The 13,116-nt window shown below is 53.2% G+C and carries 13 protein-coding genes and 1 tRNA gene; 7 read left to right on the top strand and 7 right to left on the bottom strand.

Features of this window, described 5'->3' with window-relative positions; translation table 11 throughout:
* Positions 1–11 precede the first annotated feature (11 nt).
* Positions 12–341, bottom strand: a complete 330-nt coding sequence (locus IV04_RS12005; protein ID WP_037403728.1) for a YqcC family protein — start codon at positions 339–341, stop codon at positions 12–14.
* 165 nt (positions 342–506) lie between these two features.
* On the opposite strand from IV04_RS12005, the gene IV04_RS12010 reads away from it, so the two are divergent.
* Positions 507–1,745: an MFS transporter gene (locus tag IV04_RS12010; RefSeq protein ID WP_037403726.1), complete on the top strand. Its 1,239-nt coding sequence runs from the start codon at positions 507–509 to the stop codon at positions 1,743–1,745.
* A 618-nt stretch (positions 1,746–2,363) separates the two neighbouring features.
* On the opposite strand, the gene syd is transcribed toward IV04_RS12010, so the two are convergent.
* A complete protein-coding gene (gene syd, locus IV04_RS12015; RefSeq protein WP_037403805.1) occupies positions 2,364–2,912 on the bottom strand; it encodes a SecY-interacting protein in 549 nt (182 codons plus the stop codon).
* Between the two features lie 63 nt (positions 2,913–2,975).
* On the opposite strand from syd, the gene queF reads away from it, so the two are divergent.
* The 3 genes from queF to xni all read left to right on the top strand — a co-directional run bounded on the left by queF (position 2,976) and on the right by xni (position 6,203).
* A complete protein-coding gene (queF, locus tag IV04_RS12020; protein WP_037403723.1) occupies positions 2,976–3,821 on the top strand; it encodes an NADPH-dependent 7-cyano-7-deazaguanine reductase QueF in 846 nt (281 codons plus the stop codon).
* 218 nt (positions 3,822–4,039) lie between these two features.
* Positions 4,040–5,392 carry a nucleotide 5'-monophosphate nucleosidase PpnN gene (ppnN, locus tag IV04_RS12025; RefSeq protein WP_037403721.1) on the top strand — a complete coding sequence of 451 codons (1,353 nt, stop codon included), beginning with the start codon at positions 4,040–4,042 and terminating at the stop codon, positions 5,390–5,392.
* A 52-nt stretch (positions 5,393–5,444) separates the two neighbouring features.
* A complete protein-coding gene (xni, locus tag IV04_RS12030) occupies positions 5,445–6,203 on the top strand; it encodes a flap endonuclease Xni (RefSeq protein ID WP_037403804.1) in 759 nt (252 codons plus the stop codon).
* A 20-nt stretch (positions 6,204–6,223) separates the two neighbouring features.
* Here the strand turns inward: xni and rlmM are convergent, their stop codons facing one another.
* The 3 genes from rlmM to IV04_RS12045 are packed head-to-tail and all read right to left on the bottom strand — an operon-like array spanning position 6,224 to position 8,660.
* Positions 6,224–7,324 carry a 23S rRNA (cytidine(2498)-2'-O)-methyltransferase RlmM gene (gene rlmM / locus IV04_RS12035; protein WP_037403719.1) on the bottom strand — a complete coding sequence of 367 codons (1,101 nt, stop codon included), beginning with the start codon at positions 7,322–7,324 and terminating at the stop codon, positions 6,224–6,226.
* Positions 7,317–7,712 carry a DUF423 domain-containing protein gene (locus IV04_RS12040; RefSeq protein WP_152562870.1) on the bottom strand — a complete coding sequence of 132 codons (396 nt, stop codon included), beginning with the start codon at positions 7,710–7,712 and terminating at the stop codon, positions 7,317–7,319. Before IV04_RS12040 ends, rlmM begins: the two co-directional genes overlap by 8 nt.
* 30 nt (positions 7,713–7,742) lie before the next feature.
* A complete protein-coding gene (locus tag IV04_RS12045; RefSeq protein WP_037403715.1) occupies positions 7,743–8,660 on the bottom strand; it encodes a transcriptional regulator GcvA in 918 nt (305 codons plus the stop codon).
* A gap of 446 nt (positions 8,661–9,106) precedes the next feature.
* Between IV04_RS12045 and csdA the strand changes: the two genes are divergently transcribed.
* Together csdA and csdE are read left to right on the top strand one after the other, a co-directional pair.
* On the top strand, positions 9,107–10,312 hold the full coding sequence (gene csdA / locus IV04_RS12050; RefSeq protein WP_037403714.1) for a cysteine desulfurase CsdA: 1,206 nt from the start codon (positions 9,107–9,109) through the stop codon (positions 10,310–10,312).
* 7 nt (positions 10,313–10,319) lie between these two features.
* A complete protein-coding gene (gene csdE / locus IV04_RS12055; RefSeq protein WP_037403803.1) occupies positions 10,320–10,754 on the top strand; it encodes a cysteine desulfurase sulfur acceptor subunit CsdE in 435 nt (144 codons plus the stop codon).
* Here the strand turns inward: csdE and tcdA are convergent.
* A complete protein-coding gene (gene tcdA, locus IV04_RS12060; protein WP_037403713.1) occupies positions 10,745–11,551 on the bottom strand; it encodes a tRNA cyclic N6-threonylcarbamoyladenosine(37) synthase TcdA in 807 nt (268 codons plus the stop codon). The two genes, csdE and tcdA, sit on opposite strands and share 10 nt — an antisense overlap.
* Positions 11,552–11,627: 76 nt before the next feature.
* Positions 11,628–12,773, bottom strand: a complete 1,146-nt coding sequence (mltA, locus tag IV04_RS12065) for a murein transglycosylase A (protein WP_037403712.1) — start codon at positions 12,771–12,773, stop codon at positions 11,628–11,630.
* Between the two features lie 214 nt (positions 12,774–12,987).
* Here mltA and IV04_RS12070 point away from each other — a divergent pair.
* Positions 12,988–13,064: transfer RNA gene (locus tag IV04_RS12070), tRNA-Met, on the top strand.
* Positions 13,065–13,116: the final 52 nt, after the last annotated feature.

Below are 13,116 nucleotides of genomic sequence, written 5' to 3' on the forward strand. Positions count from 1 at the left end.
TAAACGGTGAATTACTCGGGGTCAACATTCAATAACACATCCAGACGCTGCAGCAATACTAGCAATGGCATACAATCTGGCAGCCGATCTTTCATCGCCACTTCAAAATAAGGCGCAATCATAAAGCGCGTTGGCAATGGGGCCTGAGCATCCAGTAACGCCATCATCCGTGGCAACAGCACCCATTGTAGCCACTCTTCTGCCCGCATCCTATCGACACAGAAAGGCTCCGAGCTGGAGAAAGCCTCTGGCTCAGGGGGAGTTGCCTGCCACAGCGCCAAATCCCGCATGGCTTGTTCAATCGCCTGCAAACTATGACGAACCTGGTTTTCTATACTCATTTGCCTTCCCAAACTGTGTAGCCCTGATTGATAGGCACAAAAGCATAACATTTAAGCCGTGTGCGCCCCAACATCACTGAGTTGTCGATATCTGCATATTTTATCTGGTGACGCCACGCGCGACACGGCACAATACGCCCACTCAAAATCACACAGATGAAAGACATGTCCGAAATCTCATCAATAAAAAATCACGCGACGCCCGGTAAAGCCATGTTGGCTTCGGTTACCGGTTATGCAATGGATGGCTTCGATTTGCTGATACTCGGCTTTATGCTGCCAGTGATCACCTCCGAGTTAGGCTTAACCTCATCAGAAGCCGGTTCACTGGTGACTTGGACGCTGATCGGCGCAGTGATTGGTGGCGTCATTTTCGGCCACCTCAGCGACCGTTTCGGGCGTATTCGCATTCTGACTCTCACCATTTTAATGTTCTCCCTGTTTACCGGTCTGTGTGCAATCGCTGTCGGTTATTGGGATCTGCTCGCTTACCGCACGTTAGCCGGTATCGGGCTGGGGGGTGAATTTGGCATCGGTATGGCGCTGATCGCCGAAGCCTGGCCTGCAGAGAAACGCAACCGTGCTTCCGCCTACGTCGGCATGGGTTGGCAACTCGGCGTGCTTGCTGCCGCGTTCCTCACCCCGCTGTTACTGCCTTATATCGGCTGGCGTGGCATGTTCCTGGTTGGCCTGCTACCAGCACTGGTTTCTTTCCTTATCCGACGCACCATGGGGGAACCCAAAGAATTTGTGCAGCAGCAAACCGGTGAACAGCATCTCTCCTTCACTCAGCGGGTAAAACTGCTATTCAAGGATCGTGCAACAGGCAGAGCGAGCCTGGGGATTTTTATTCTATGCTCGGTGCAAAACTTCGGTTATTACGGGCTGATGATTTGGATGCCGACCTATCTGGCAAAAAACTTTGGTTTTTCGCTGACCAAATCCGGTGTTTGGACGGCGGTCACCGTGCTCGGTATGACCTTCGGCATTTGGCTGTTCGGGATCCTGGCTGACCGCTTCCCACGCTGGAAGATTTTCATCATCTACCAGATTGGGGCAGTCGTCATGGTGATTTGCTATGCCCAGCTTAGCGACCCAACCTTGATGCTGTTTGCTGGCGCCTTGATGGGGGTCTTCGTTAACGGCATGATCGGGGGATATGGCGCTTTGATTTCGGATACTTACCCGGTACAGGCACGTGCTACGGCGCAAAATATCCTGTTTAACCTGGGGCGTGGCGTTGGCGGTTTGGGGCCATTAGTGATTGGCGCGCTGGTGACACAGGTTTCCTTCACTGCAGCCATCACCCTGTTGGCGGGGATTTATCTGTTGGATATTTACGCGACCCTGTTCCTCTTGCCGAAGAAACAAAGCACTGGCGATGTGCTAGGAGCGATTGGTTAGTAACGGTGATTAATTATCAGCAACTTTAATCATTGCAGACGATCAGGTACCAATAAAAAAGTTGGGGGCACTGCGTTAACAGTGCCCCCGGTTCGCTTTATAGCTATCCCGCTAAACAGTGTGCTCCCTGCTCAATCCCTGAAAACTTTTCCTTTGGCCATCCTGACCAAACAATCCTTGCTATGTCCTGTAACATCGTCCTGATGCGGTTCCAAAGTCTTCCTGACCCACCAGCAGTCCTGCGCCAGCTCTCAATCTCCGTCCTGGAGGTGTCCTTGGTTTCTATCCTGAAACATCCTGGGCATCATCCTGATACCAATCCTTCTCACTCTTCCTGAGTGCATCCATTTCTTCGTCCTGAAGCCACATCATCCTGATGTTTCCTGCTCCAACCGTTCCTATCCGGTAGACATAAGATCGCTTAATTCTTTCCTTCTCACAAGGCTCTATAAGACAAATCACATTAAACTTTATTAAGCTATTGCCCGAAGTCCAATTTAACTTATTGATCTGGATAACAATAAGTCCAATACAAGCCACCGGTCAGGAAAAATTAAAAGCGATCTCTTACAGCCTTTGTAAGAGATCTCTCACACCCATTCGATGCAAAAAGGAAGTCTAATCCAGGGTCGGGCACAGCATGCCGAGAAAATCAGACAATGACTCAGACAGTAAAGTACGTTTATCGCTGCCAAAATGCTCGAGCACCACATTACCACTGACGTTACACAGCGACACCATCGTCATCTCTGATGCTGTCGTCGCCAAAAAGAGCGTAGGAGAAAGTTTGAGGCGTCTCTGAGTCACCAGATGGCCGATCAGGTTCTCCTGTAGGCGGATGAAATCCTCCTCGCTCCATACCTGCAACAGCATCATTTGATGTTCTGCAAACCGGGCCCCCATATCCCCCGCATATTGCTGAGTATAAAACGTATGGATATCCGGCTGCAGTTGCAGTTCCAGTGCATTTTCCACCTTCACCAACGTCGCCTCAGGGGTAAACGGCTGCGGCAACCACAAGACGCGATCGTCACGGTTTTCTACAATACAGGGGGAGGCAACACCATATAGCTCCTGGCTTGCGGGCGCATGGCCACGCTGCTGCTGCCAAAGATCGACATAACGCTGGGTAAATTCACGCAGTGCGTGCGATACATCCTGGTCCATATTTTTTCTCGCATACGGTAAACTGGCGGCCATTGTACCTTTCCAAGACCAAGGTGACAGCTTATGTCCTCTTCTCAAGACCATCAGGCCCTGTCGGCGTTAACGCTGGGCAAACCCACCGCTTACCATGACCATTACGATGCCACTTTGCTGCAAGCGGTTCCACGCAGTATGAACCGTGAGCCCTTGGGGCTTTACCCCGACAATCTCCCGTTCCACGGTGCCGATATCTGGACGCTGTATGAACTCTCCTGGCTGAATGCCAAAGGCCTGCCGCAGGTCGCCGTTGGCGAAATCAGCCTGAACGCCAGCAGCATCAACCTGATCGAATCCAAAAGCTTCAAACTCTATCTCAACAGTTTTAACCAGACCCACTTCCCTGATTGGGAAACAGTGCGCAATACGCTGCAACGCGACTTGTCGGCTTGCGCACAAGGGGAGGTCAGCGTCACCCTATACAGCCTGGATCAGCTCGAAGGCTCACCCATCGCTCATTTCAGTGGTGAATGTATTGATGGGCAGGATATCAGCATCGATGACTATAAATTCAACGCTGATTACCTGCAAGGAGCCACCAGCGAGCACTGGGTGGAAGAAACGCTGGTCAGCCATCTGCTGAAATCCAATTGCCTGATCACCCATCAGCCTGACTGGGGCTCCGTACAAATCCGTTATCGCGGCCCGCAGATCAACCGTGAAGCCCTGCTGCGTTACCTGGTGTCCTTTCGCCATCACAACGAGTTTCATGAGCAATGCGTTGAGCGCATTTTCAACGATCTGCTGCGCTTCTGCCAGCCGGAGCATCTGAGCGTTTACGCACGCTATACCCGACGTGGCGGGTTGGATATCAACCCGTGGCGCAGCAATGTTCTCTTCGAACCGAACCATGGCCGTCTAGCCCGCCAATAATGCGAGACAGTGCTCAACAACTGAGCTAACGAACGGTTTATATTGGTAAAAATCCGGGGACGGCGGTAAGGTTAAATCAAGAGTGTCTGCCATTTAGCCCGATATTCTGGCAGGAAATTCAAAATCCTTATCGCAGCGTGCAAAAGATCAATGCACAAAAGCTGCGCTGTTGCGGTATGGATTATTACCGCCCCAGAGTGGGCGTAAAGGAGTGACCTTTGATTACACATATCAGCCCGCTTGGCTCTATGGATCTGCTGTCGCAGCTAGAAGTCGACATGCTAAAGCGTACCGCTAGCAGCGATCTGTACCGTTTATTCCGCAACTGCTCTCTGGCCGTCTTGAACTCCGGCAGCCAGACTGACAGCAGCAAGCAATTGCTGTCTCGCTATGAAACCTTTGATATCAACGTGTTGCGCCGTGAACGTGGGGTGAAACTGGAACTGGTCAACCCACCTGAAGACGCCTTCGTTGATGGCCGTATCATCCGCTCACTGCAGGCTAACCTGTTTGCCGTTTTACGCGACATTCTGTTCGTACATGGGCAGCTTGTCAGCGCGAGGCACTTTCAGGAAGACCCTATTCATATCACCAATCTGGTGTTTTCCATCCTGCGTAATGCCCGCACCCTGCACCTTGATGAAGACCCTAACCTGGTGGTGTGTTGGGGGGGGCACTCGATCAATGAAAATGAATATCTGTATGCCCGCAAAGTGGGCAGCCAGTTGGGCCTGCGCGAACTGAACATCTGCACCGGCTGTGGGCCGGGAGCGATGGAAGCCCCGATGAAAGGGGCCGCCGTCGGCCATGCGCAGCAGCGCTACCGCAACAGCCGCTTTATTGGTATGACCGAGCCCTCCATCATCGCCGCAGAGCCGCCTAATCCACTGGTGAATGAACTGGTGATTATGCCGGATATCGAAAAGCGCCTGGAAGCCTTTGTGCGTATCGCCCACGGCATCATCATCTTCCCTGGTGGGGTTGGTACCGCAGAAGAATTACTGTATCTGCTGGGCATTCTGATGAACCCGGAAAACAGCGAGCAAGTGCTGCCGCTGATTCTGACGGGGCCGAAAGAGAGCGCCGACTACTTCCGCGTGCTTGATGAGTTCATCATGAATACGTTGGGCGATGACGCGCGCCGTCATTACACCATCATCATTGACGATCCGGCAGAAGTTGCCCGTCAGATGAAGAAAGCCATGCCTTTGGTGAAAGAGAACCGCCGTAATAGCGGTGATGCTTACAGCTTTAACTGGTCGATTCGTATTGCACCGGATCTGCAACTGCCGTTTGAGCCAACCCATGAAAACATGGCCAACCTCAACCTGTATCCGAATCAACCCGCAGAAAAGCTGGCGGCGGCACTGCGCCGGGCGTTTTCCGGCATTGTAGCTGGCAACGTCAAAGAGAATGGCATTCATGCCATTGAGCAGTTTGGCCCTTACAAACTGCACGGTGATACGCAGATGATGAAGCAGATGGACAGTCTGTTGCAGGGCTTTGTCGCCCAGCACCGCATGAAACTGCCAGGGACCGCTTATGTCCCCTGTTATGAGATTGTGGCCTGATCATCAACCCGGGCGGCGTAACAGCCGCCCCTCTTTTTTCCGATGCCGCCCGATGCCAATACACTTACTGATCGTTGATGCTCTTAATTTAATCCGCCGCATTCATGCCGTTCAGGGCTCTCCGTGCCTGAATGCCTGCCAGAATGCCCTGCAACAGTTGATCCAGCACAGCCAACCGACCCATGCCGTTGCCGTATTCGACGAAGACGATCGCAGTGAAAGCTGGCGTCACCAAGCGTTGCCCGAATACAAAGCCGGGCGTTCACCGATGCCAGAAAACCTGCAACAGGAAATGCCGCAGCTACGTCAGGCTTTTGCCGCTTTAGGTGTAGCCAGTTGGCATTCTGCGGGGAATGAAGCAGACGATCTGGCTGCCACGCTGGCAACCAAGGTCGCCAACGGCGGCTATCAGGTCACCATCGTTTCTACCGATAAAGGCTACTGCCAGTTACTGGCGCCAAACATACAAATCCGCGATTACTTTCAGAAACGCTGGCTGGATCTGCCGTTTGTGCAAAGCGAGTTCGGCGTATTGCCGCAGCAACTGCCAGACTATTGGGGGCTGGCCGGAATCAGCAGCAGCAAGATCCCAGGTGTAGCAGGCATCGGGCCCAAAACCGCAGTTTTGCTGTTACAACAGGCAGGCAGCTTAGACGCCCTGTTCGCCAACTTGCAACAGGTGCCGGAGAAATGGCGCAGCAAACTGCAACAGCACCGCGAGATGGCCTATATCAGTAAACAGGTGGCGACATTGCGCACCGATCTGATCCTGGCCGGTAACCTGCAGCAATTGCGGTTACCGGCACGCTAAGCAAACCAAAGGAAGTGCGATTAGCGCTCGTCGCGGCGGCCAGGAATGGCTGACCACATACGGCGCACGTGTACCGTGATCTCTTCACGATCGTGATACAACTGCTTGGCGTGAACTTCTGCACTAATATCCGCTGCTGCCAAGGCTTCGCGGATACTCTGCAGATTCAGAGCAACCTCTTCATAGCGCTTCTTCATCGGCAGCTTCAGGTTGAAGATCGCTTCGCGGCACCAGCCTTTGAGCAACCAGTTAATCATCAGGCTAGTGACACGCGCGGGTTTTTCCACCATATCGCACACCAACCAGTAGATTTTGCTGCTAGTCGGCTCAAATTTAAAACCATCAGCGCGATGATGAGTAACCTGTCCGGTTTCCATCAGGCTCGGGGCCATCGGCCCATTATCGACCGAATGCACCATCATACTGCGTTTTACCAGCTGATAGGTCCAACCGCCAGGGCAAGCCCCCAGATCGACCGCATGCATGCCGCTGGCCAAACGCTCATCCCACTCGTCGGCAGGAATAAACACGTGAAAAGCCTCTTCGAGCTTCAGCGTGGAACGGCTCGGCGCATCCGCTGGGAACTTCAGACGCGGGATCCCCATATAAAATGGCGAATTGTTATTGCTGTAGGAATAACCAACATAGCAACAGCCTGGAGCGATAAAGAATACATGCACCACCGGGCGGCTCGGATTCTCACGCGCCATCAGCACCTTTTGCTCGCGCATAGCGGCGCGCAGCGGCACCGTCAGTTTGCGGCAGAACTTCATCAGCTCTTTGCTTTCGTTAGTGTCGGGTACTTCCACCCGCAGTTCACCACCGCGATCGACTACGCCCATCAGCATCCCAACGATGGGCGACACCCGATCCTCCGGCGGCAAGTCACGCAGCAACTCACCGACGACGATCATCTGGCGAGCAAAAATCAGCTCACGAAACACGATTTCTTTAGCCAAACGATCGGCATCGTCCGGCTGATAGCATTCAAACAGCACGTAACCGCTGTTCTCTTTAACTCGCGCAAAGCCGAATATTTCCAATTGAGAGGCTTTGTCGGTAATTTCCGCCGCACACTCTTTTTCAAAGCCGGGGCGGCAGTACAACGCAATCTTATTCATGGCGCTCGGCCTTTTTCCTCAGACGCAAAGCGCCAATCAACATCAATACCCAACCGACGAGAAAAAACATCCCCCCAATCGGTGTGAGATAAACCCAGAACTTCAGGTGCGACAGCGCCAGGCAATACAGACTGCCGCTGAACAACAGAATACCTAACGCCAGCAGCGCCCCACTCCAGTAAAACCACACACTGACCCGGTTCTGCATCGCAATCGCCAAAGCCAGAATGGCCAAAGTGTGGAACCCCTGATACTCAAGGCCGGTGCGTATCCAGGCCATTTCGTTGGCCCCTAACGTATTACTCAGGACATGTGCACCAAATGCCCCCAGAGCAACAAATAAAAAACCACTGATAGCGGCAAAAATCAGCATAGAACGACTACTCATCGTTATTCACCTTATGCAGGTTAATCGGCCTTACTGTTCATAGCGAAAACGGAATTTTTCCTGTTCGCTGGCTGCGCGCGTCAAGATCCATTGACGAAAGGCGGCTATTTTACCCAGTTCTGCCTGGCTGTCATGACATACCAGATAAAAAGCATTTTTACTTACCAGCACGTCGTTGAACGGGCATACCAAACGCCCAGCTTCGATTTCGGTTTGCGCCATTACGTTGTTGACCAGCGCAATACCCTGGCCATGTACCGCAGCTTGCACCACCATGGCGCTGTGGCTGAAAATTGGTCCTTGCTGCACGTTAATATGCTGTAGCCCCAACTGCCGGGTATATGCCAGCCAGTCACGGCGTGAAGTATCGTGCAGAAGCGTATGATAAGCCAGATCGTCTGGCATTTTCAGTGCATGCTCGCCGGTCAGCAGCGTCGGTGAGCAGACCGGCAGCAGATACTCCGCATATAAGCGTTCGGCACGCACTCCCGGCCAATTACCACGGCCATAGAAAATCGCAACGTCAACATCATCCGCCAACTTATCCTCTTCACGATCAATCGCCTGTATACGCACATCGATCCCCGGATAAGCCGAATTAAAGCCAGAAAGACGTGGCACCAACCACTGAATGGCAAAGCTGGGGGGCAGGCTTACCGTCAAAGCCCCCTTGGCGCTACGGGCCTGGAGCTTGCGTGTCGCTTCATTGATCGCAGAAAAAATCTCTTTGATATCGAGGTAATAACTTTGCCCCTCCTCGGTCAGCAACAGCGAACGGTTGCGCCGCCGAAACAGCTTCAACCCAAGGAAATCCTCTAGCGATTTGATCTGGTGGCTCACTGCCGCCTGGGTCACAAACAACTCTTCCGCTGCTTTGGTAAAGCTCAGATGACGAGCCGCAGCATCAAAAACCCGCAGCGCGTTGAGAGGGGGTAAACGTTTAGACATGAATTATCCAAATGCTTTCGCATAAGAGCTCAGACAGAGCGGAGGGTTCACCAGAGCGAACCATTTCCATTAGTTTTTTTAATCCGAGCCATTATAAATTGTCCGTTGAGCCCACGCCAGTAAATACCTATAGTGGCGACAATTCCTGAGCCGGAACGAAAAGGAATTGGGTGTCAAAAACGCCGATGAACTTTTGGCTCTAGGGTTGTGATGTTGTGTTTGCAAATTGTCTGGCATTCCGGACCTGGTAGCTAAGCTACTGTTTTTCACTTTCTGTATATTTACCCTGTCTGTCCATAGTGATTTTATGCAGCACCGCAAGATTTGCGGTGCTTTTTTTTGCCGCCAATACCGCATTCTTTTCATCATGAAGCCTTCAGGAAACTTGTCTCAGCGGAAAAAATAGGACAGGATCAGGGGCTAATGAAGCCAGTGATAACCTGCTTATGACACCTTTCAACCCCACCGATTTCCGCCGTCAGTTTCCGGCCCTCAAACAGCCTGGCATTTATCTCGACAGCGCTGCGACCGCGTTGAAGCCGCAAGCGGTGATCGACGCCACGCAGCAGTTCTACAGCGCAGAGGCGGCCACCGTCCACCGCAGCCAGCACCGGGCGGCACAGGATCTAACGGCCCGTTTCGAACGGGCACGCCAACAGGTGGCAACACTGATCAATGCTCCGCAAGCAGACGATATCGTTTGGACACGCGGCACCACCGAAGCAATCAATCTGGTGGCACAAAGTTATGCCCGCCCGCGTCTGCAACCGGGCGATCAGATCCTGGTTAGCGAAGCCGAACACCACGCTAACCTGATCCCTTGGCTGATGGTGGCGGAGCAAACCGGTGCTCAGGTCGTTAAATTGCCGCTGGGCCACGATCGATTGCCGGATCTGACATTACTCCCCGCCCTACTCAATGAGAAAACCCGGATTTTGGCGCTGGGGCAAATGTCCAATGTCACCGGAGGTTGCCCTGACTTGGCTGTGGCTATTGAACTGGCGCACGCTGCCGGGGCCGTGGTGATGATCGACGGTGCACAGGGCATCGTGCACTGCCCGGCGGATGTTCAGCAGCTTGATATCGATTTTTACGCCTTCTCCGGGCATAAGCTCTATGGCCCGACAGGCATCGGCGCACTGTACAGTAAAGCAGCGCTCTTAGCGGAAATGCGCCCTTGGCAGGGGGGCGGTAAAATGCTGACCCAGGCTTCTTTCAGCGGTTTTACCGCACAGAAACCGCCACACTGTTTTGAAGCGGGCACACCCAATATCGCCGGAGTACTCGGTTTAGCTGCGGCACTGGATTGGATGAACGGCCAGGATATGGTAGCAGCGGAACAATACAGCCGCGATCTGGCGCACAGTGCCGAGCAGCGCTTGGCTCAATTACCCGGGTTCCGTAGTTTCCGCTGTTCCGGCTCCAGCCTATTGGCGTTTGACATTGCGGGGGTTCACCATAGCGACATCGTTACCCTGCTGGCAGAGCAAGGCATCGCGCTGCGTGCGGGCCAGCATTGCGCCCAACCGTTGATCGCCGCCCTAGGGGTTAGCGGCACATTGCGCGCCTCGTTTGCCCCTTACAATCAGCCAGAAGATGTGGATGCTCTGGTCAATGCGCTGGAAAGCGCCATCGAATTACTGGCGGAATAACATGAACCTGCTCGCCCCTCATCCTTTTGGCCGTGAAATTACTGCCGAAACGCTGACAGCAAAATTTGACCCACTGAAGCAGTGGGAAGATCGCTATCGCCAGTTGATTATGCTGGCAAAACAGTTGCCGCCGTTGCCTGCAGAACTTCGGCTGGCGGAAATGGAACTGAGCGGCTGCGAAAATCGCGTCTGGCTGGGGCACCAACGGTTAGAAAGCGGAGCATTGCACTTCTATGGCGACAGTGAAGGCCGCATTGTGCGTGGGCTGCTGGCGATCCTGCTGACCGCCGTGGAAGGTAAAACGCCACAGCAGATCCTGGCGGACGATCCGCTGGTGCTGTTTGATCGGCTGGCGCTGCGCACTCAGCTCAGCGCCACCCGCGCCAGCGGCTTGGCAGCGCTGGCAGCGGCCATCAAAAACATTGCAGCACGCTACGCCTGACGCGCTGCTTTCGCCAACATCTTCTTCAGTGCATGAGAAACGGCAACAAAACCGAAGGTGGCAGTGACCATGGTTGCAGCACCAAAACCTGCGCTGCAATCCATCTTTTTCGGCCCTTCTGCCGTGCTACGAGACGCACATACTGAGCCATCCGGCTGCGGGTAAACCAGCGGCTCACTGGAAAACACGCAATCAATCCCCAGTTTGCCTTTGCTGTTTTTCACCACGTTGAAATCGTTTTTCAACCTTTCACGCAGTTTCGCCGCCAATGGATCCTGGATGGTCTTGGCCAGATCCACCACTTCAATCCGCGTCGGATCGATCTGGCCACCGGCACCACCGGTAGTTACCACAGGAATTTTAAAGCGGCGGCAGTAAGCCAACAGCGCCGCTTTTGGCCGCACGCTATCAATAGCATCAATCACATAGCTGAAATTGTGGTTCAACAGTTCAGCGACATTATCCGGCGTAATAAAGTCATCCACGCAGGTTACCCGGCATTCCGGGTTGATCGCCAGAATACGCTCCGCCATGACCTCGGTTTTTGACTGGCCAACATGCTGGCGTAACGCGTGGATCTGACGATTGGTGTTGGTGACACAAACATCATCCATATCAATCAAGGTAATGGCACCAATACCGGTTCTTGCCAGTGCCTCTGCCGCCCAGGATCCTACTCCGCCGATGCCAATCACACACACGTGCGCCTGGGCAAACAACGCCAGCGCAGATTGCCCGTATAAACGCGCAGTGCCACCAAAACGCTGTAAATAGGCCTCTGAATAGGGTGTCTTCATCTCGCTTTCATTACCTTAATCTTGCAAACAGTAAGGGCCGGAAGATCCGGCCCCTGTGGGTCAAATCGGCTGCAGTTTAGCGGGTCGCGAACTGGGAACTGCCAGAGCCAGATTGCGGTTGGTAAGCACTGAATAATGGCATCTCGCTGTTAGCCCCTTTCAGCACCCATACGCGCCCATAGTGGTTGTAGTAACCTGCCGCATGCCCCGCCTCTGGGCCGATACCCTGATACATATCAAAGTGCTGGCCTTTGATCGCGCCGCCCACATCCAGGGCGACCATCAGACGCATTTCGTATTTTCCCGTGAATTTACCCACATTGTCCAGCAACGGGACTTCCGCCAACAATGTGGTACCTGCCGGGATCAACGAACGATCGGAGGCTACCGAGGCTTTGGCAACCAGCGGCACGGCACTGGCCCCCTTCACCGGAGCAAAATGTTGCGGGTGGAAGAACACGAAGGAAGGGTTCTGTTCCAAGAGTTCACGCACTTCTGCTTCGCTATGGTTCTCCGCCCATTGACGGATCGCCTGCATCGACATATCTGCCTTAGCCACCTCACCGCGATCGATCAACACTTTGCCGATACTGCGATAAGCATGGCCATTCTTGCCGCTGTAGCTAAAGAACACCAATGGCTGGCCGTTACCGAAATCAACATAACCGCTGCCCTGGACTTCCATCATAAAGTTATCCATCAGCGAATTGGTGTAAGCGATAATGTAACGGCTGTCGAGCGCCCCAGAGTAGATAGCGGCACGATCGGGCAAACGGCGTTTGCCTTTGTTAGGCACCCGGTACAGCGGATAGCGGAACTCCCCCTGCTGGGTATAACGAGCCTGCAAAACCGGGGTGTAATAGCCGGTAAACTGAACGTTACCGTAGTTATCCACACCTTCCATCTGATAAGCGCTGAGGCCGAACTGACTCAGTTGACGCGTATCTGCACCAGACGCCATCCAGCTTTGCACCGCTTGGTAAGTCGTGTTATTGCGGCTAAAGAGACCCGGCGAGGCATTCTTAATCTGCATCAATTGTTCGGAGTAATCCTGGCCGTTAACCGGAACACCTCTGGCATTGGGCTGGTTCACCAACTCCAGCGGCTGATCCAAACGACCATCCTTATACTGCTGCCCATGGTCGGTCGGTTTTGATGAACACCCTGCCAGTATGGCAATCACTAATCCACCCAGTAGATATTTGCCCCAACGTCCTTTCATCGCATGCTCTCTCAAGCTGATATGTTCTGCAGCGAACGATAACAAACAGCCTCAATGAAAGGAATCTTTGCTGCCAAAAATTCCCCCTTCGATGGTTATGATTAAAAAAAACACAATTTGAGGGCTAATTCAGCATAAAAATGGCTTTACAGGGATTATTTGCAAAAAGGGTTTGCAACAAAATACATGGAGAGTATAGTGCGCTTCCATCGGACGCGGGGTGGAGCAGCCTGGTAGCTCGTCGGGCTCATAACCCGAAGGTCGTCGGTTCAAATCCGGCCTCCGCAACCAACCGATACTGTACCAGCAGTATCAGATAAAAGGTTGGATTCGATAGAAAAAC

Origin of the sequence: Serratia sp. Ag1, from assembly GCF_000743355.1 — a bacterium.
In the GTDB taxonomy this organism is placed as follows: Bacteria; Pseudomonadota; Gammaproteobacteria; order Enterobacterales; family Enterobacteriaceae; genus Chania.